The 19869-nt window shown below is 66.4% G+C and carries 17 protein-coding genes and 1 pseudogene; 13 read left to right on the top strand and 5 right to left on the bottom strand.

Annotated elements, in window-relative coordinates; translation table 11 throughout:
- Nucleotides 1-12: 12 nt before the first annotated feature.
- The 12 genes and pseudogenes from H290_RS0105385 (at nucleotide 13) to H290_RS0105440 (ending at nucleotide 10936) form a co-directional block, all read left to right on the top strand.
- Entirely contained in the window at nucleotides 13-597 is a 585-nt protein-coding gene (locus H290_RS0105385; RefSeq protein WP_020105749.1) for a C40 family peptidase, read from the top strand.
- Nucleotides 598-866: 269 nt separating this feature from the next.
- Nucleotides 867-1883, top strand: coding sequence for a C40 family peptidase (locus H290_RS0105390; protein WP_051121903.1), 1017 nt, complete (start codon nucleotides 867-869; stop codon nucleotides 1881-1883).
- Between the two features lie 74 nt (nucleotides 1884-1957).
- Nucleotides 1958-3298, top strand: a complete 1341-nt coding sequence (locus H290_RS0105395) for a hypothetical protein (RefSeq protein ID WP_020105751.1) — start codon at nucleotides 1958-1960, stop codon at nucleotides 3296-3298.
- A 4-nt stretch (nucleotides 3299-3302) separates the two neighbouring features.
- Entirely contained in the window at nucleotides 3303-4427 is a 1125-nt protein-coding gene (locus tag H290_RS0105400; protein ID WP_020105752.1) for a glycosyltransferase family 4 protein, read from the top strand.
- Nucleotides 4428-4497: 70 nt separating this feature from the next.
- Nucleotides 4498-4893: pseudogene (locus tag H290_RS27845) on the top strand (SRPBCC family protein); the annotation flags it as partial.
- Nucleotides 4894-5006: 113 nt separating this feature from the next.
- Complete coding sequence (locus H290_RS0105410; protein ID WP_020105754.1) at nucleotides 5007-5444, top strand: SRPBCC family protein; 438 nt, start codon at nucleotides 5007-5009, stop codon at nucleotides 5442-5444.
- Between the two features lie 26 nt (nucleotides 5445-5470).
- Nucleotides 5471-6688, top strand: a complete 1218-nt coding sequence (locus tag H290_RS0105415; RefSeq protein WP_028462818.1) for an ArsA family ATPase — start codon at nucleotides 5471-5473, stop codon at nucleotides 6686-6688.
- A 70-nt stretch (nucleotides 6689-6758) separates the two neighbouring features.
- Complete coding sequence (locus H290_RS0105420) at nucleotides 6759-7196, top strand: hypothetical protein (RefSeq protein ID WP_020105756.1); 438 nt, start codon at nucleotides 6759-6761, stop codon at nucleotides 7194-7196.
- Between the two features lie 26 nt (nucleotides 7197-7222).
- Nucleotides 7223-8212 (top strand): ROK family protein, encoded by a 990-nt coding sequence (locus H290_RS0105425; protein WP_036518226.1) that lies wholly within the window; start codon nucleotides 7223-7225, stop codon nucleotides 8210-8212.
- A gap of 70 nt (nucleotides 8213-8282) precedes the next feature.
- Nucleotides 8283-8990 carry a 1-acyl-sn-glycerol-3-phosphate acyltransferase gene (locus H290_RS0105430; RefSeq protein WP_020105758.1) on the top strand — a complete coding sequence of 236 codons (708 nt, stop codon included), beginning with the start codon at nucleotides 8283-8285 and terminating at the stop codon, nucleotides 8988-8990.
- 8 nt (nucleotides 8991-8998) lie between these two features.
- Nucleotides 8999-9493, top strand: a complete 495-nt coding sequence (locus tag H290_RS0105435; RefSeq protein WP_020105759.1) for a polyadenylate-specific 3'-exoribonuclease AS — start codon at nucleotides 8999-9001, stop codon at nucleotides 9491-9493.
- Between the two features lie 42 nt (nucleotides 9494-9535).
- A complete protein-coding gene (locus H290_RS0105440; RefSeq protein WP_020105760.1) occupies nucleotides 9536-10936 on the top strand; it encodes a class II 3-deoxy-7-phosphoheptulonate synthase in 1401 nt (466 codons plus the stop codon).
- Nucleotides 10937-10978: 42 nt separating this feature from the next.
- Here the strand turns inward: H290_RS0105440 and pknB are convergent, their stop codons facing one another.
- Nucleotides 10979-13213: a Stk1 family PASTA domain-containing Ser/Thr kinase gene (gene pknB, locus H290_RS0105445; RefSeq protein WP_036518228.1), complete on the bottom strand. Its 2235-nt coding sequence runs from the start codon at nucleotides 13211-13213 to the stop codon at nucleotides 10979-10981.
- A gap of 157 nt (nucleotides 13214-13370) precedes the next feature.
- Here pknB and H290_RS0105450 point away from each other — a divergent pair, with 157 nt between their 5' ends.
- Nucleotides 13371-13736: an Rv2175c family DNA-binding protein gene (locus tag H290_RS0105450; protein WP_028462820.1), complete on the top strand. Its 366-nt coding sequence runs from the start codon at nucleotides 13371-13373 to the stop codon at nucleotides 13734-13736.
- Nucleotide 13737: 1 nt separating this feature from the next.
- Here H290_RS0105450 and H290_RS0105455 read toward each other — a convergent pair whose 3' ends face one another.
- Genes H290_RS0105455 through H290_RS0105470 form a run of 4 tightly spaced genes read right to left on the bottom strand, consistent with a single transcriptional unit; the run spans nucleotide 13738 to nucleotide 19836 of the window.
- Nucleotides 13738-14655 (bottom strand): alpha/beta hydrolase, encoded by a 918-nt coding sequence (locus H290_RS0105455; protein WP_036518231.1) that lies wholly within the window; start codon nucleotides 14653-14655, stop codon nucleotides 13738-13740.
- Entirely contained in the window at nucleotides 14655-15545 is an 891-nt protein-coding gene (locus H290_RS0105460) for a phytoene/squalene synthase family protein (protein ID WP_020105764.1), read from the bottom strand. The genes H290_RS0105455 and H290_RS0105460 overlap by 1 nt, the downstream gene beginning before the upstream one ends.
- The gene (locus tag H290_RS31575) at nucleotides 15542-18751 is read right to left on the bottom strand and encodes an alpha-(1->6)-mannopyranosyltransferase A (RefSeq protein WP_020105765.1); all 3210 of its coding nucleotides are present in this window, start codon (nucleotides 18749-18751) and stop codon (nucleotides 15542-15544) included. Before H290_RS31575 ends, H290_RS0105460 begins: the two co-directional genes overlap by 4 nt.
- The gene (locus H290_RS0105470; protein WP_020105766.1) at nucleotides 18751-19836 is read right to left on the bottom strand and encodes a polyprenyl synthetase family protein; all 1086 of its coding nucleotides are present in this window, start codon (nucleotides 19834-19836) and stop codon (nucleotides 18751-18753) included. Before H290_RS0105470 ends, H290_RS31575 begins: the two co-directional genes overlap by 1 nt.
- Nucleotides 19837-19869 lie beyond the last annotated feature (33 nt).

The following is a 19869-nucleotide window of genomic DNA, read 5'->3' on the forward strand; positions in this document are numbered from 1 at the left end:
AGACCTCGCTTCGTGGCGAAACATCGTTTGAACAAAGAAAGCCGTGGTGCCAAGAGCGCCCGCGGTGCTCTCATTGCCGGCTCGATCACTCTCGGCACCCTGGGAATCGCCGCAGCGCCTGCCTTCGCCGCACCGGTGACCGTTCCCGGTGTCGGAACGTTCGACATCCCGGGTGTGACCCCGGACCAGATTCCGAATGAACTCAAGCCGGAGAACTTCCTTCCCGGCCTCGCCGCTGCACCCGCGCCTGTCAAGACTGCCGGTGAGGTCGCTGCAGACGCCGCAATCAGCAAGATCGGTTCGCCGTATGTCTACGGTGCAGCCGGCCCCGACGCCTTCGATTGCTCGGGCCTCGTCTACTGGGCGCACAAGCAGGCCGGTCAGACCATTCCTCGTGACAGCTACGGCCAGCTCGGCGGAGGCACCAGCGTCAGCGCTGCGGACGCCCAGCCCGGCGACGTCGTGATCTACAGCGGTGGCGGCCACGCCGGCATCTATGTCGGTGGCGGCGAAGTTGTGCACTCGTCGACCGAAGGTGTGCCGGTCGCGCGGATGGCTCTCAATGGCATGTCGATTGTCGACATCCGCCACTACTGAGCAACAGAACTGAATGCAAGACAGAACTGAATAGAGCCATTGGGCGGGTCCGCGATGATGCGGTCCCGCCCGACGGCATCGAGCCACCTGTACGGCGATGAGGCCGGGCGATTTCTATCGCCCACCGATGCGCTGTGTAGCCTGGCCGGGTTGGTCTTTTGCAGTACACAGGGGAGTCGGTTCGATGGGTGACCGCCATCGACCGGGTTTGTGAACATCGGTCAAGAGGAGTTGTCAGAGTCGTGGTGCGTGAGGGATATGCCGCCGTGATGCGGACTGCGGTGGCCGGCATGGTCGTCACATTGGCCGTTGCGTTTGGCGCGGGGGCGCCGGCGGGTGCGGAGCCTGCGCCTCAGAGCCCCGACGTGATGCTCGCCGATTACACGAAACTCGGGCGGGAAGCCGAGCAGGCGACCGAGGCGATCCACAACACCGCAATCGAACTGGGCAAGCAGCGCGATGCCGTCGCAGTGGCGACCACCGACACCGACGCGGCCGAGGCCAACCTCGTTGCACTCGACAAAAAGGCCGAAGAATTGCAGGGCGCCGTCGATGCCCTCGTCACTTCCAGTTACAAAGGCGCACGCGTCAACCGCCTCTACGCCGTGCTGGTCAGTGATTCACCGCAGTCGCTCCTCGATCAGATGTCCGGCCTGGAGATGATCTCGCGCCAGACAGTCGAGGACGTCAAGAAGTTCACCGAGGCGAAGACCACAGCCGAAGAGGCCAAGAAGGCCGCGGTTGATGCGAAGGTCAAGGCCGAAGCGGCCGTCGCGACCGCCGAGAAGACCAGTGCGGACCTGCAGGCCCAGCAGAGTGAGCGCGTTTTCAAGGCGACCGAGATCCGGGCCATGTACCAGGCCCTCACCGGCAAGCAGCTCGCCGAGCTCGCCGGTGCCAGCGTCGACTTCGACCCCAAGCTACTTCCCGCCGGCACCGCACCCGAAGTGATCGCGGTGCGTGCGGCGATGACCCGGATCGGTGATCCGTACGTGTGGGGCGCCACCGGCCCCGACCAGTTCGACTGCTCCGGCTTGATGGTCTGGGCATACAAGCAGGCCGGCAAGACATTGCCGCGATCGAGCCAGGCCCAACTCGGCGGTGGAACCGAGGTCTCCCGCGACGACATGCGGCCCGGCGACCTGATCATCTATTACCCCGACGCCTCTCACGTGGGTATGTACGTCGGCAATGGATACGTGATCCATGCGTCCACCTTCGGTGTGCCGGTGGCGGTGGTCCCGGTCGACAAGGCCGGCCCGTTCAACTCGGCCCGCCGGTACTGATCATCGCGGTGCGTAAACGGGGCCACGGTGCCCTGGCTCCACGGACTCGACGGATCGTTTGCGCGGCGCTCGCCGTGGTGCTCGTTGCAATGGTGGTGATTGCGGCCGCCGTCGTGTTTCGCGATTCTTCCGACGAGTCGGCCGCCCAGACGAGTGTGTCCAGCACCCGGCCCGAGAATCCGTATGAGCAGGGACGAACGCTCGGCGTCACCCAGACTCTGCAGGCCTACACCGATGCGCTGCGTCGTGCCGACCCGGAAGCCGCGCTGGCCCAGCTGGACCCGTCCGCCGATGCCGCATTGCGCACCGAGACCGAGATCAGCGCCGCCGGAGTCAGTGATTTGCCGCTGACCACGTTTGAATACCGTCTCGCCGACACCCGCGACTTCGAACAGCTGGTGCCGGCGCAGGTCCAGGAGACACTGGATGCGGCCGGCAGCATCGATTCGTGGGTCGCGCCGGTACAGCTGCGCTACGCCTACGCAGGGATCGATTCGGTGGCCGTGGTCGTGGACATCCCGATGGTCATGGCCCGGTATCCCGACGGCTGGCGGATCGTGGCCGAAGCCGCTCCGTTGTTCGGTCAGACGCCGGCACCCGGGCAGGTGTGGCAGTTCCCGGATCCCAGTGCCCAGGAGGTCGCCACGAGTCCCGGCGAGTCGCTGGTGCTCACCAACGGCACCGACCGTGGATTCGCCGACGACATCGCGGGTCAACTCCCCGCCGCGGTCAGTGCCGTCAACCGGTTCTGGGGTACGAAGTGGCCGCAGAGCGTCGGTGTGATCGCGGCGGAGACCGACGACGAGTTCCGCTCGATCACCGGTGCCGGTGCCGATGATGCCGGCGCCGCCGCCGCGGTCACGGTCTTCGCCGGAATCGACCGGTCCGAGGGCGCGGCACCCACCGCCGTCGGACAACGTGTTGTGTTCACTCCGCAAGCGGCACAACTGGATTCGGCAAACCTGGCGGTGATCCTGCGCCATGAGGTGTTTCACATCGCGGCCCGGGCGGTGACCGCGGAGAACGCCGCCATCTGGATCACCGAAGGCGTCGCGGAGTACGTCGGCCGCCAGGGCACCTACACCGACCTCTCGCAGGCTGCGCCGGCATTGGCCGAGGCGATCGCGACCACCGGGCCACCGGAAGACCTGCCCAGCGACGCCGGTTTCGCGCCGAGCAACCCCGATGCCGCCGTGTCGTATCAGTCGGCCTGGTCGGTGGCAGCCTTCATCGCCGAAAAGTTCGGCGAGGACAAGCTGCGGAACTTCTATGTGGCACTCGCCGGCGCCGACAAACCGGTGGAACCGGCTTTGGTGGTCGCTGCCCAGGACACCGCGTCACAGGTGGTCCTGAAAATCCCGCGCGAAGAACTGGTGCGGCAATGGCGCGATTGGCTCACCGCGCAGATACGGTGAGCTGATGCACCGGACCCTGTTGGTCACCAACGACTTTCCACCCCGGCAAGGGGGAATCCAGTCGTACCTGCAGAATCTGGTCGACCGGCTTCCGGCCCGCGACATCGTCGTCTACGCACCGCGCTGGCGGGGCGACAGTCACATCCGGTTCGATGCGCAGCAGCCCTATGAGGTTGTCCGCCATCCGACGACGTTGATGCTGCCGACCCCGATGGTCGCCCATCGGGCCGCCGAATTGGTACGGGCCCACCAGGTGGACACGGTGTGGTTCGGTGCGGCCGCGCCGTTGGCGACGATGGCCGGTGCGGTTCGCCGGGCGGGTGCCAATCGGGTGATCGCGAGCACCCACGGACACGAGGTGGGCTGGTCGATGCTCCCCGTTGCCCGCCAGAGTTTGGGCATGATCGGCCGCAACACCGACGTGATCACCTACGTGAGCAAGTACACCAGGGGCCGCTTTGCCTCCGCATTCGGCGCCGAGGCGGCGCTGGAGCATCTTCCGCCCGGCGTCGATGTCGACCGGTTCACGCCGGACCCGGTTGCCCGCAAGGCGTTTCGGGAGAAACTCGAGCTGGGTGACGCGCCGACGATCCTGTGCCTGTCCCGGCTGGTCCCGCGCAAGGGACAGGACATGCTGATCCGGGCACTGCCGGAGGTCCGGGCGTCGATCGAGGGGGCGACCCTGGTGATCGTCGGCGGTGGGCCCGACGCGAAACGACTCCGTGAACTGGCGGCGGAGACCGGTATGACCGACCACGTCCGGTTCACCGGATCGGTCGCGGCCGACGAGTTGGCGAGCTATCACAACATTGCGGATGTCTTTGCGATGCCGGCCCGCACGCGTGGCCGCGGATTGGACGTGGAGGGTCTGGGCATCGTCTACCTCGAGGCCTCGGCGACCGGTGTGCCCGTGATCGCCGGGAAATCCGGAGGCGCACCCGAGACCGTCCTGGAGGGGGAGACCGGGCTCGTGGTGGACGGGCGTTCGGTGTCCGAGGTTGCCGAGGCGCTGACCACCGTCCTGGGCAACGCCGAGCTGCGCGAATCGATGGGCCGGGCCGGACGCGAGTGGGTTCGTTCGCGCTGGCGGTGGGAGCACATGGCCGGGCGGATCGGGCACCTCCTGTGACCGTGATGACCGGGCGCGGCACCCCCAAGGCAGGGTTTGTGGTCGGGCCGCGCTGCCGATATGTGAAGCTATTGCGGTGACCAGCATTCAGGTTGCCGACCAGACATTCATCGCAGCGCCGGCGGAAACGGCGACTGCGGTGATAGCCGACCGCGGAAACTGGCGTCGATGGTGGCCAGATCTGCGGCTGTCGGTTGTCGAGGATCGGGCAGAACAGGGCGTCCGCTGGAGCGTGACCGGCCCATTGACCGGAACCAGTGAGCTCTGGCTCGAACCGGTTCTCGATGGCTTTGTGATGCATTACTTCCTGCATGCCGAACCGACCGGCGAACTTCCCGACGAGCCACGGGCCCGCATGGACGCGGTTGCCACACTCAACCACCGGCGGCGGGTTGCCGGGCGGGCGATGGCATTTGAGGTCAAGGACCGGCTCGAGCGGGACCGGCACGTCGGGGGGCCGGCAGCCGAAGGCGGAGCTGGACCAGTCGGGGATGGACACGTAGCCGAAGGCGGAGCTGGACCAGTCGGGGATGGACACGTAGCCGAAGGCGGAGCTGGACCGGTAGGAGGGCCCGGTAGATGACCGACCGCACCGAGCAGTCCATTGTCATCAACGCCGACGCCGACGTCATCATGGCGGTGATCGCCGACTTCGAGCAGTACCCGCAATGGGTCTCGGCCGCCCGTGAGGTCGAGGTCGTGAAGACCGGTCCCACCGGCCGGGCGCAGCACGTGCGGTTCGTCCTTGACGCCGGTGTCCTCAAAGACAACTATGAGCTCAGCTACGACTGGTCCGCCGATGGGCACTCGGTCACCTGGGATTTGATCAGCAGCGATCTGCAGACCGCACAGCATGGGCGGTATTCGCTTGTGCAGCAAGCACCCGGATCGACGAAGGTGACCTATGAGCTGACCGTGGATCTGGCGATCCCGATGATCGGACAACTCAAACGTCGTGCCGAGAAGGCCATCACCGACGCTGCGCTCAAGGAACTCAAGAAGAGGGTCGAAGACTGATCGATCTAGCGCCCATCCACCTCGTCCTGGGACCGGGTGGTGCCGGAACGTCGACGGTTGCCGCCGCCGGTGCGGTAGGTGTGCGGAGATCCGCCGGTCGCCTGGCCGGCTCGCGCCGCGGTAAGACCTTGGTGGTGTCCCTGGACAGGTTCCATGTCATGTCTGGGATCTTCGGGGTGTTTTCGACTCCGGGCCAACCGATTCCGGCGTCCCAGCAGGTTGATCTCCTCGAGCTCGACACCCTGGCGATGCTGGCCGACACCTGGGGCACGGTTCGGGGCGCACTGGCCACCGGTGCGTTGACCGGGACGGTGGTCCCGGGGTCCGACGAAGTGCTCGCGGGTCTGGATCCCGAAGAGATCCTGGGCATGCCCGGGGTGGAATCGCTTCTGGCACTACGGCGTATCCGTGACGAGGCGGCGTCGGGCAAGTGGTCGCAAGTGGTCGTCGACACCTCCGGCGCGACCGATCCGTTCGAGCTGTTCCGGATCCCACAGATGGTGGCGGGCACCATCGAACGACTCTGGCCGCGCCATCGCCGGCTCGGTGCCGCCACCGACAACACCCGGATCGCACGTGTGGTCGCGGTGCTCGATGCCCTGATCCGGGATTGCTCCGACATCGACGACCTGCTCTTCGATTCGTCGGGTGTCAGCGCGCATCTGGTGGTCGGGGCCGACGACCACGGCGTGCTGGCAGCGCGCCGGTATCAGGCTGTGCTGCAAGTGATGGGCTTGCCGTTGACCTCTGTCCTGGCCAACCGGATGCTGCCGGATGCAAGTGCGGATGTGGATGTGACGTCGCATTGGTACGCCCGCAAGTCGGCCGAACAGAAGGTGTGCGTCGAACAGCTGCGTGAGATCGGTGGTGAGGCCGAATTGATCTGCCTGCCTTGGCTTTCCGATCCCATCGATTCGGTACTCCGAATGCGCGAGTTGGGTGCGCGGCTGGAGTCGAGGCCGATGAGCGCGGTCGGTCCGGGCTCGGCCGAGGTGACCCGGGAATCCGGCAGTGGTGTCGACTCCGTCTATCGGATGAGGTGGCGGCAGTCGCTACCGGACCCGGCCGGGCTCAAACTGGGCCGCAGCGGGGACGATTTGATGGTCACCGTCAGCGGTGTCCGGCAACGGGTCAGGTTACCGTCGGTGCTGCGGCGGTGCGTGGTTCTGGGAGCCCACTGGGATCATGGTTTCCTGACCGTGCGGTTCCGGCCCGACCCCGATCTGTGGCCGAGTCAGTCGTAGATGCGTAAGAATGGCGGGCACCGCAGAAGTTCGTGACCGATGAGTCAGTTCCGACCGAGAGAAGGGCCGAGTGGACCAAGATCACGACGGCCCGGCAGGTGGAGCCGGGTCCGGGGGAGATGCGGACGCGTGGCGGGTCCTGCTCATCGGCATCCTCGAGAAAGTGGACCTCCTTGCGGCGGGCCTGCTCGGGGACGAGCCCGGCGCCCGGGCGCGAGGTGCAACCGGTGCCGGAACCGCTACGCCGGCCGCGGGCGATCTCTCGGCTCAGTTGCGGGCAACGCTGGAGATCATCGTCGAAGAAGCCGGTGACCTCATCTGGCAGATGCTCGGTCAGCTGATCGCGATCCTCGAGGCCATCCAGCAGGCGCTCGAGCACGTGATGGGCGGAGCACCCGGATCCACCGCGACGTCAGCCGGCGGCGGAGGTGGTGGACGTGAGCACCCCTACGAGCCGATCACCGTGCACTTCGAACCCCCGGACAGTCCGCCGCAGGGCGGCGTGTGAGCGCCGGGACGACCGGCCCCATCCGGATGGGCGGGGAGTTCGGCGGTGACCTGGCGATCGGCATCGACATCGGTGGCACCAGTATCCGGGCGGCCGTCGTCGACGAGCAGGGACAGGTCCATGACACGGTCCGAGCGCCGACCCCGGGCACCGAGGCGGCCCTGGAGTCCGGACTCGATCGCGCAGTGGCCGAACTCACCAGCCGGTGGAATGTGACGTCGGTGGGACTGGCGGTGGCCGGATTCCTCACCGCGGATCGCCAGACCATTCGCTTCTCACCACATCTGCCATGGCGTGAGGCGCGGGTCGCCGAAGACATGAGCCGCAGGGTCGGGCTGCCCGTCTTCCTCGAGCACGACGCCAACGCCGCGGCGGTCGCCGAATATCACTTCGGCGCGGGTCGGGGGCGCAACACGGTGGTCGTCTCGATCGGTACCGGAATCGGCGCCGGGTTCCTGATCGACGGTGAGATCTATCGCGGCAGCTTCGGTGTGGCGCCCGAACTCGGGCATCTACGCGTGATGCCGGACGGTCGGCCATGTTCGTGTGGCAAATACGGATGTTGGGAAAGATATTGCAGCGGTACGGCGTTGGTCGACACCGTCGTCGAGATGATCGCCGACGGCGGTGACTGGAACAGCCAGCTCGCCCGCGAGAGCATGGAAGATCCGGGTTCCCTGACCGGCCGCCGGATCGCCGCCGCGGCCCACGACGGCGACGCGCTGGCCCTGGCCGCGTTCGCGGACTTCGCGCGCTGGCTGGGGTTGGGGCTGGCAATGGTCGGCGACGTCTTCGACCCGGATCTGGTGGTGATCGCGGGCGGTGTGGGGTCGTCGTCGGGGTTGTACCTCGATGAGGCGCGGGAGCATTATTCTGCGCTGCTCACCGGTGCCGGGCATCGCCGGATGGCGCGGATCCGCGGGACGCAACTCGGGGAGGCCGGCGGGATGATCGGTGCCGCGCAGGTCGCGCGCACCGAGACCTTGGCGATGACGCCGCCCCGGCCGGGTGGGTAAAGTTTGCAGTCGTATTCGGTTTCGGCAACAGCGGCGGGGAGTTCAGCAACTCGTCAGAGAGTGGGAAGACATGTGGTACTGGGTCTTCAAATACATCCTGATGGGACCGTTCCTTCGGCTTATCGGGCGGCCGAAAGTCGAAGGACTGGAGAATATTCCGGCATCAGGGCCAGCCATCCTGGCCAGCAACCACCTCGCCGTTGTCGACAGCTTCTACCTCCCGCTGATGGTTCCGCGCCGGATGTACTTCCTTGCCAAGAGCGAGTACTTCACCGGAACCGGAGCCAAGGGCGCCTTCCAGCGCTGGTTCTTCAGCGCGTCGAGCCAGATCCCGATCGACCGCACCGGGGCCAATGCGGCGGCCGGTGCTTTGTCCGCGGCCAAGCGCAAGCTCGACAGCGGTGACCTGATGGCGATGTACCCGGAGGGCACGCGGTCGCCCGATGGCCGCCTCTTCAAGGGCAAGACAGGGCTGGCGCGGATCGCGATGGAGTGTGGTGTCCCGGTGATCCCGGTTGCGATGGTCGGCACCAGTGAGCTGAATCCGCCCGGAACCACCATTCCGCGCCTGGGGAGGATCACGGTGAAGATCGGCAAGCCTCTCGACTTCAGCCGGTACGAGGGCATGGAGGGCAACCGTTTCATCGAGCGGGCTGTCACCGACGAGATCATGTACGAACTCATGCGCCTCGGGGGCCAGCAGTACGTCGATGTGTACGCCGCATCCCTCAAGGAGAAGCCGGTCGCACCGCCCGCCTCCACCTCACCGGCCGCCTGAGCCCGGCGGTGCGATACTTCTACGACTGCGAGTTCATCGAGGACGGCCACACCATCGACCTGGTGTCGATCGGCATGGTTGCCGAGGACGGCCGCGAGTTCTATGCGGTCTCGACCGAGTTCAACCCGGACAAGGCCGGACCGTGGGTCCGGGCGAACGTGCTCCCCAAGCTGCCGTCGCCGGCGTCGAAGGCCTGGCGGAGCCGGAGCCGGATCCGGACCGAACTCCTCGAGTTCCTGAACGAGGGTGAAGGCACGATCGAGCTGTGGGCCTGGGTCGGCGCCTACGACCATGTGGTGCTCTGTCAGCTCTGGGGTCCGATGACCGCCCTGCCGCGGGTGATGCCGCGCTACACCCGGGAGCTCAGGCAGCACTGGGAGCTCAACGGTCGCCCGGAACTGCCCGACGCCCCCGAAGATGCGCACGACGCGCTCGCCGACGCCCGGCACAATTTGAACAAATGGCTGACCATCGAGGCGTCGCTCGGTTCTCGGCAGGTGTGACCGCGTCTTTGTCTCCGCGGGCCTGGGCACTAGGCTGTTGGGGTGGTGAACTGGACCGTAGATGTTCCTCTGAATGAACTTCCCGAGCTGCCGCCGTTGCCCGGCGACCTGGCCGAGCGCTTCGCCGAGGCGATCAGCAAACCGGCGTTGCAGCAGCCGAGTTGGGCCGAGGACAAGGCCCGCGCCATGCGGACCGTCCTGGAGAGTGTGCCGCCGATCTGCCTGCCGAACGAGGTCGAGGAGCTCAAGTCCCAGCTCGCCGAGGTCGCGCTCGGTCGCGCGTTCCTTTTGCAGGGCGGTGACTGCGCCGAGACGTTCGCCGACAACACCGAACCGCACATCAAGGGCAACATCCGCACACTGCTGCAGATGGCCGTCGTGCTCACCTACGGTGCCAGTCTGCCGGTGGTCAAGGTCGCACGAATCGCAGGTCAGTACGCCAAGCCCCGTTCGTCCGACACCGACGCTCTCGGGCTGCCGTCGTACCGCGGCGACATGGTCAACGGTTTCCCGCCCGATCAGGCGGTGCGTGAACACGACTCGTCCCGGCTGGTCCGCGCGTACGCCAACGCCAGCGCGGCGATGAACCTGGTCCGGGCGCTGTCCGGTGCCGGGCATGCGGACCTGCACCGGGTGCACGACTGGAATCGGGAGTTCGTCCGGACCTCGCCGGCCGGTGCCCGTTACGAGGCACTCGCCTCGGAGATCGACCGTGGTCTCAAGTTCATGGATGCCTGCGGCGTCCGCGACTCGAATCTCGAATCGGCGAACATCTACGCCTCGCATGAGGCCCTGGTCCTCGACTACGAACGCGCTCTGCTGCGTCTGGCCGACAACCCGGACGATCCCGAGGGCGGCAAGCTGCTCTACGACCTGTCGGCACACTTCCTCTGGATCGGGGAGCGCACCCGTCAGCTCGACGGCGCGCACATCGCCTTCGCGGAACTACTCTCGAACCCGATCGGCCTGAAGATCGGCCCGGGTACCACGCCGGAACTGGCCGTCGAATACGTCAAGCGTCTCGACCCGCACAACGTGCCCGGCCGCCTGACCCTGGTCGCGCGGATGGGCAACTCCAAGGTCCGCGAGGTCCTGCCTCCGATTGTCGCCGCCGTGGAGGCAACCGGACACAAGGTGATCTGGCAGTGCGATCCGATGCACGGCAACACCCACGAGGCCAGCACCGGGTACAAAACCCGTCATTTCGACCGCATCGTCGACGAGGTCCAGGGATTCTTCGAGGTTCACCACGCGCTGGGTACCCACCCGGGCGGAGTTCACATCGAACTGACCGGTGAAGACGTCACCGAATGCCTCGGTGGAGCACAGGACATCTCCGATCTGGATCTATCGGGCCGCTACGAAACCGCGTGCGACCCGAGGCTCAACACCCAGCAGTCACTCGAGTTGGCGTTCCTCGTCGCGGAGATGCTGCGCGGCTGACCCGCTGACCCACTGACGCACTGGCCCCGAGATCGACGTCCGTCAGGGAATCGACGTGATGTCGACGGTGGAACCTGTTTTGACGCGGGATCCGCCGTCGGGGCTCTGGCTCACCACGATCGAGATGTTCGAACCGGTCAGACCGTGGCTGTTCACTTCGAGCCCGGCCTCGGAGAGCTTCTTCTTGGCGGTCCCGACGGTGTCCCCGGTGACATCGGGTACCGACACCGCGTCGGACACAAAGATCTTGACCACCGGATTGCGGGGATCGACGCGGGCGCCGAATGCCGGGCTGGCCGTGGTGATGGCGCCGGCCTCGGCTTTTCCGTCGGTCGACGTTCCGCCGTCCTCGGCGATCAGACCGGCGTTCTGCAGGGTGCGACGGGCATCGGCAGGAGTTTGCCCGGACAGGTCCGGCACGGTGATGGCGTCGGAGACCACCAGGGTCACCGTGCTGCCGGGATCTGCGAGTTGGCCGGCCGCCGGCTCGGTACCGATCACGTCGCCGCCGTCGACGTCCGGGCTGAACCGGGTGGTCACCGAACCGGGTTTGAGCTTGGCCCCCTTGATGAGTGCGATGGCCTCGGCCTGATCCCGTCCGGCCACATCCGGTACCGAAACAGGTTCGGGTCCACGGCTGGTGGTGATCTGCACTGAACTTCCCACCGGGACGGTCGTTCCCGAGTTGGGGGTCAGCGACACCACGGTGCCCTTCGGCGCCGTGGCGCTGTACTGCTGCCGGGTCACCTCGGGTACCAGGGTGTATTCCATCAGAACTTTCTCGGCTGCGGGCAGCGTGGTCCCGGTATTGATCTCCGGAACCTTCGGCTGACCGACCGAATAGGCAAGTCTCACATCGGAAAACCGGCTGACGCGGGTGCCGGCGGCGGGTTCGACCGACATCACCTCGTCGACCGGTATCTCGTTGTGGAACGTCGGTTCGTCCACGACATCGAGTCCGGCGTCTTCGATCGCGGATGTCGCGGCCACCCGGTCCATACCGCTGATGTCGGGGACCGTGGTGAACCGGCCCGAACCCAGCCACCATCCACCCACACCGACCAATGCGGCGATCAGCACCACGACGAGCACCCAGATGATCGCGGTGCGGCGGGATTTACGCCGGCGTTCCTCGTATTCGGCTATGTGTGGCGCGAGCACCTGCGACGTCTGTTGCGGGCCGGGCGGACCCGGTGGATGTCCACGATCGTCCGGGTGGCCGCTCGGGGGCGCGTGGGTGGAGCCACGGGTGTCAGGTGGCAACGTCTGGACGCGGGTGGGATTTCGGCCGGCCGGGGGCGCTGCCGGGGCGGCCGCCCGGATCGGGTCGGTCATGTCCGGATCTGCGGCCGGTGGCATCTTCCGGTCCCGGAAGGCGACCACCGTGTCGCGTTCGGCCGAACGATTCGGGGCCGGCACTGTGAAGGACGGCAGTTCGAGATCGGCGGCGATCTCGTCGAGGACCTCACGCATGTGATCGCCGTCGCGGTAGCGGTCCTGCGGGTCCCGGGCGGTCGCGGTCAGCACGAAGTCGTCGAACTCGGGTGGCACGCCCGCGATGAGTGAACTCGGTGCCGGCACGTCGTTGTTGAGTCGCTGGTATGCCAGGCCCAGGGCGGTATCGCCGGTGAACGGCGTTCGACCGGTGAGCATTTCGAAGACGAGGATCCCGGTCGAATAGACGTCGGAACGAGCGTCGGCCGACGCTGTCTCGACCTGTTCGGGGGAGAGGTAGGCCGCGGTTCCGAGGATGACGCTGCTGGACGTGATGCCCGCTGCGGCGATCGCCCGGACGAGTCCGAAGTCGACAACCTTGACCTCGCCCGCATCGGAGATCAGGACGTTCTCCGGTTTGACGTCGCGGTGGACCAGCCCGGCCCGGTGGGCCGCGCCCAGCGCGCTGAGAACGGGTGCGGTCACCGCGTTGACGGCGTGCGGTGGCATCGGTCCGCGTTCTCGCAGCAGCTCGCGGAGCGTGCCACCCTCGACGAGTTCCATCACCAGGAACGCGTAGTCGCCGTCGGCGCCCTGGTCGTACACCGGAACCAGGGCCGGATCCTTGAGCCGGGCCACCGAGCGGGCCTCGAATTCGAGACGGGCCAGGAACTGTGGGTCGGCCGAGAACCGCGGGTCCATCACCTTGACCGCAACCGGCCGGTCGAGACGTAGGTCCATCCCGAGATAGACGCTGGACATTCCGCCGCGGGCGATAAGTGCGTCGATGCGGTACCTGCGCTCCAGGAGCGCACCCAAAAGCACGTCGGAGGGAGCGTTCACCGTGTCGAAGCCTTCCTGATGGTGTGAAAATTCGGCGGGGACGTCGAACCGAGTCCACATTAGCGATGCGGGATCGAGAATCGGTCACGACGCGGTCGGCGACCTGCTCAGGTGAGTGATTCGACGGTTTGACCACTGGCTCGGTACCCTCTTGACCGTGGGTTCCGTACCGCTCTCCCCAGACACTCTTCCAGCTGACGTCGACGTCCTGTCGGTCTCTCAGGTTTCCTCCCGAATGGGCTTTTCGAACAGCAAAGTCCTGAACATGATCTCCGACCACACTCTGCTCGCGGTTCGCCGCGACGGCCAGGTCGCGATCCCGGAGTTGTTCTTCGACGGCTCAGACATCGTCAAGCACCTCACCGGGCTGATCAAGGTTCTGCTCGACGGCGGTTTCAGCCGCGACGAGATCATGCGGTGGATGTTCACCGTGCAGGACGATCTGGGTATCACGCCCGCAACGGCACTGCATGGCCATCAGGCCCGCGAGATGGTCCGCCGGGCGCAGGCCGAAGCGTTCTGACTCACGTCGCTCGCCCCTGGTTCGCGATGCGCTCGGCGATCCAGGATTCGATGTCGTGGCGCGCGGTCGCAGCCAGCGCCGTGGGGTGGGACGTGAAGGCGTGTGGCGATTCCGGGTAGATCCGGAGATCGACGTCGTTGCCGGCAGCGGACAGTCCGGCCGACATGGCCAGATTGTCCTCGAGCAGAATGTCTTTGTCTCCGATGACCAGCAGCGTCGGTGGCAGATCGCGCAGGTCGGCGAAGACCGGGGAGATGTCCGGGGCGGTCCTGTCGTCGACGTGACCGACATAGGCCTGAAGAAAATACTCGTCCGCGATGAGTCGGCCGGCGGGGGTGCCGCCGCTGAGATCGTAGGTTCCGAATTGAAGTGCAGCGCCGCACAATTCCTCGCTGCGACTGCGGTCACGTAGCCGCAGTAGTGTCGTCATCGAGAGTGTTGCCCCCGCTGACGCCCCACCGATGACCATTCGGGTCGTACCGAATCGCTCCGCGGCGTGATCGAGCAACCACCATGCAGCTGTTTCGCAGTCGTCGGGGGCTGCCGGCCAAGGACTTTCGGGTGCCAGGCGATAGTCCACACTCACCACGGCGACACCGAGGCCATCGGCCAGCTGACGGTTGCGGGCATCTGAGCGCTCAGCCGAATCCATGTAGAACCCGCCACCATGAATGTCGAGATAGATGCCATTCGGAGCGGCGTCGCGAGGGGCGAAGACCCGGACCGGCACCCGCCGCCCCTCCGCCTCGGCCATCAGGGCGACTGCGTCCGGGTCGGTCGCCGGTCGTTGTTCGGCTCGTCGGGCGCGGATTTCCCGGAGTTCATCGAAATTCTGCGGCCCGCGCATCGGACCCTTCGCGGCATTGAACGCGCGAGCCTCCTCGAGATGTGCTGCCGGCCACGATCGGCGTGTGTTCATCAACGCCACGGTGCCAGTGCCGCGGCGACGTGGGCGAGGCGTTTCGGTTGCGGCACCCGAACTCGTTGCGTCAGTACCCGGTAACCATTCGCCTCGACCTCGTCGAGGATCGCCCGGTACATGGTGAACGCCGCGCGGATCCCGGGCCGGCTGGCCGGAGTCAGGTGATCGATACCCGGTTCGGCGAGCCGGTATTCGGCGCGGGTCACCGCGATCAGATGTGCCAGGGCCCGGCGCAGTTCGGGTGGGACCTGTCCCGTCCGACGGCACCGCCGAAGCATCGATTCCTCGACGCCGAACGCGGCGAGTTCGTCGGTGGGGAGATAGATCCGGTCGCGGTCGAGATCTTCGCCGAGGTCGCGGATGAAGTTCGTCAGCTGAAATGCGTCGCCGAGCGCCCGCGCCGGTTCGACCGCTTCCGATATCGGCACGACAGTCCCCAGGATCGGGAGCATCTGGAGACCGATCACACCGGCCGACCCGTACATGTACTCCCGGAGCTGCTCCATGGTCCGGTAGCGGCTGACGTGAAGTGGACTCTCGGGCAAGTCCATTCGCATCGAGCGCATGAACATCTCGAAGTACCGGTGGTCGATGGAGAACGCAGCGGCGGTATCGGCGACGGCCAGTACCTCGGGCAGCTCGGAGCGGTAGGCCGGATCGGCCAGTGCCGCGGCGAGATCGGCTTCGATGGCATCGAGGTGCGTGAGACGGTCCGGTCCCTCCTCGATGTCGACGATGTCGTCGATCATCCGGGCGAAGCCGTACAGTGCGTAGACGCCGTTTCGCTGGTTCTTCGAAAGCAGTTGGGTACCGGCGTAATACGTTCGTCCATGAACCTTGGTCAGCTGCCGGCAGTGTTCATATGCGGATCCGAGTGCGTCGGTCATGTCGGGGCCTCGGTGGCAGTCAGGGATCCGGCCGGTGACGGTTTCCCACGGGTCAGGCGGCGCAGCCGCAGCGGATCGACCCGGAGGAACGACCACCCTGCCAACGCCGACAACACCAGCGCCTGAAGGACATCGGTCAGTTCGTACATGAAGATCTCGTCGGTCGGGCCGAACACCTGCAACAGGAACACCGAGAACACGATGATCGCCACGATGGCCCGGCGATCCAGGGCGAACGCGGCGGCCAGAACGAGTGCCCAGGTGTAATACCAAGGCAGCGTGGACGGTTCGAGGATCAGGACGGCAAACATTGCCCAGGCCATACCCTTGACCGCGTCGCGCTCGGATCTGCGGAACCACAGCCACAGACCAACGAGTGCCGCGGCCAGGATCACCGAACCGACGGTGCGGACCACGTCGAGCACGGGCAGCAACGGCAACGCTGTGAACGGTGATGCGGCATAGGTGATGAGGTGAGCCACCGCGGTGGGGACGGTCAGCCAGTTGATGATCTTGTCGGCCCAGGTCAGTCCGAGCAACCAGCCGAATCCGTGGCCGACGACGAGCGTCAGCGCGCCGAAGATCACTGCGCTCAGTCCGGCGATCCAAGCCAGCACCCTGACCACGTCACCGGTCCGCACCGGACGTTCGGCGCGGATGTGCGCCAACCAGATCCACAGCACAAACGGAATCGCCACGCCTGCGGTGATCTTGATCGCGGCGGCCAGCGCAAGCACACTCATCCCGGCGACGTGACGTCCTTCGACGACCATGGTGACGCCGGCGATCAGCACACCCATCATCAACAGCTCGACGTGTGGTCCACCGACGAGGTGGATCAGCACCATGGGGTTGAGCACCACGATCCAGAGCGCCATCGACGGTTCGGTGCCGAATCGGCGGGCGAGGCGCGGCAGGGCCCACAGCGTCAGGAGCAGGCCGGGCAACAGGACCAGTCGCATCACCAGAACGCCGGCCACCACGCTGTCGCCGGTCACCGTGGTCACCGCGCGGGCAATCGTCATGAAGCCCGGTCCGTAGGGCGCCGTCGTGGTCGCCCAGACCTGTGCCATCGAGTCGAGGAGTGGACCCGGGTTGACCACGGGACCATCGGAGTACGGATTGAAGCCGTCGCGTAGCAGCGCACCCTGCGCGAGGTAGGCGTAGACGTCGCGGCTGTAGAGCGGTACGGCTATCAGCATCGGTGCGGTCCAGGCGAGCGACGCCCAGCCGATGACCGATGCCGGTGTGCGGTTGGTGTTCTGCGCGCTCAGGGTTCGTCCGAGGCGAACCCAGGCGATCACCATCAACGCGACGCCGAGCCAGAAAGCGATGGTGCTCAGGGTTTTTCCGTGGCCGTAGTACATCCACGACAGGTTCATGCTCTGCAACGACGTGTTGTTGCGGGGGATGTCTCCGACGCCGAAACTCCCGACGGTGATCAGGAGTGAACCGATGAATCCGAGCACCATGTGGCGCCCGATCTCGGTGGCGCAGAAGTCCCGCAACCGCCGCATCGAGAACCCGGTCCACCAGCCGACTGTGTTCACCGACTTCGGGGTGGCCGGCTGCGGTGCGGTGGCGGGCGTGGACATCTCGATGATCCTAGTGCCTCGAGTCAAAAGTTCTTTTGCAGTCTCCGGCGTTCGAATCCAGGCAAGAAACTTTCGACTCGCGACACTAGTCACCGGTGATGCGGGCGGCGGCCAGGCGACCCGAGACCAGGACAGGCGGGATACCGACCCCGGGCACCGTCGAGCTGCCGGCGAGCACCACGTTGTCGGTTCCGCGGACGAGGTTGGGGGTTCGCAGTGGTCCGGTCTGGCGGACGGTGTGGGCTGCGGAGAAGGGGTGCCGGCGGCCATACCCTTGGCCGCCCATGTACCCGGATCGTCGACCTTGGCGATCTCGAAGGTGTCGCGGATCCCGTGGTATCCCCGGGCTTCGAGGACTGCAAGCACCTCGTTCACGTACGGCCGCGACAGTTCGCGCCATGGCAGCGGTGCGGAATCGAGGTTGGGGCAGGGAGCCAGCACCGTCACCGACTCTCCGGCAGCTGTGATCGAGTGGTCGGGATCGGACAGTCCGGGACGGTTGATGAGCAGCGACGGATCACTCATGAGTCGGCCGCGGCCGCCCCGGGCGGTCAGCTCTCGAAAGGTCTGTGACCAGGCCGCGCCGAAGTCCAGCGTGTGATGCCCGCCCGGCCAGTGCGCGGTCACCGACGTCGGGACCACACCATGTGCGACCACTGCGCTCGGTGAGTAGACGATCTTGCGGGATCGTCCGGTCGGTTTGTCCCCGAGCAGTCGCCGGGTGACGGGGGTGTCGGTGGTGAAGACAACCGCGTCGCAGGGCCAGCGCCGGCCGTCGGAGGTCCCGATCGCCTGCACCCGGTTGCCGTCCCATTCGACCCGGTCCGCGGCGGTTCCGAGTTCGCAGCGACCGCCGGCCCCGGTCAGCGCGGTGACCATCTCTTCGGCGACCCGGCCCATCCCGCCGCGCGGGTAATAGACGCCCATGCTGATGTCCATGTGTGCGATGACCGCGTACACGGCACGGGCGCGCTCGGGTGGCACCCCGGCGTAGAGGGCCTGAAAGGTGAAGGCGCGCAACAGTCGTTCGTCGGTGATGTGGCGACCGACCGTCGACGACAGTTTGCCGAGTGCACCGAGACGCACCAATTGTGCTGCCGCCGTGCGGGTTTTCCGGTCCCTGGCGATCGAGATGGCCGAATCGAAATTCCGGTTGATGAACCGGTCGAACTCGGCTTCGTACAACCGGGCCAGCCAGTCGGTGAGGTTGCGGTAGCCGTCGGAGGCATCATTGCCGAAGGTGTCGGCGATGGCGGCGGCCAGGTCGTCGATGTCGCGGTGCAGGTTCAGTGTGGTGCCGTCGGCGTATCGCATGTGATAGGTCGGGTCGACGTCGATCAGGTCCAGTCGCCGCGCCGCCTCGTCGGCGTTGATGCCGACTGCGGACATGGGTGCGTGAACGAGCTCGGGCATCGTGAGAATTGTTGCGCCGGTGTCGAATCGGTTGGTCCCGACGGTCTCGGTGGCGACGCGTCCACCGGGTGTCTCGGCTGCCTCGAGGACGGTCACCTCACGGCCCGCACCGCGCAGATACAGGGCTGCGGTCAGTCCCGACAACCCGCCGCCGACGACAACGATCCGGTTGCTGGGGCCGATGGTGGTGCGTTGCATCAGTATTGCCGGCGGGTCATCGCAGTGGCCAGGTCGGTCAGATCGGCCTTGGCGGACGGGGTCGCGCTGCTCGAGGTCAAGGTGGCCAGCGCACTGGTCACCAGATCGTCGATCTGCTGTTCCACGTCGATGACGGCTCCGCTGTCGGTGATGATCGCCAAGGTGTGTGCGAGTTCGTCGGCTGTGAGTGCACGGCCGACCCGCCCGCGCAGCACGTCGGCCGCGTTCTGGTCGTGGGCATCGAGCTTGCCCAGCGCCGCAGACAGCAGTGCGGTCCGCTTTCCGGCGATGATGTCGTCCCCGGCGGGCTTGCCGGTGATCGACGGATCGCCGAAGACCCCGAGCAGGTCGTCGCGCAGCTGGAAGGCGATCCCGATGTCGGTGCCGAACGAACGCAACGACTCGATGAGGTCGGGTTCGGCGCCGCCGATGGCAGCACCGAGGTGCAGCGGGCGTTCGACTGTATAGGCGGCGGTCTTGAACCGCATCACGCGGTAGGCGGCCGCCGATGTCTCATCACCGGAGGCCTCGGTGGCGATGTCGAGGAACTGCCCACCGAGAACTTCGGTGCGCATACCTCGCCAGATCGCCGACACGCAGCGGTGCATCGCGGGGTCGAATCCGGCTTCGGTCACCAGGTCGTCGGCCCAGGCCAGCGCCAGGTCGCCGAGCAGGATCGCCACGCCTTCGCCGTAGTCGGCGGCGTCACCGCGCCAGCCGGCCTCGCGATGACGGGCCTCGAACTCGCGGTGGATCGTCGGGAATCCGCGCCGGGTGTCGGAGCGATCGATGATGTCGTCGTGGATCAGTGCGCAGGCCTGCACCAGTTCCAGGGCGGCGCAGACCGAGAGCAGCCGATCGGGATCGCTGCGGATCGGCCCGGCGGCCCGATAGCCGGCCCAGGCAAATGTCGGTCTGACCCTTTTGCCGCCGCGGAGGACAAATGCGGACATCGCGCTCACCGCATCTTCGAACCCCGGACCGATGTCGGCAGCCGTGGATGCGCGTTCTGCAAAAACGCTCTGCAACAGGTCGGTGGTCGCGGCGGGAACGTCGGTCAGGGACTGGATTGCCACGTCACCCACCCTACGGCGGGACGCAGCGGCTGCCGGGGGCGG

The organism is Nocardia sp. 348MFTsu5.1 (genome assembly GCF_000383535.1).
In the GTDB taxonomy this organism is placed as follows: Bacteria; Actinomycetota; Actinomycetes; order Mycobacteriales; family Mycobacteriaceae; genus Williamsia; species Williamsia faeni.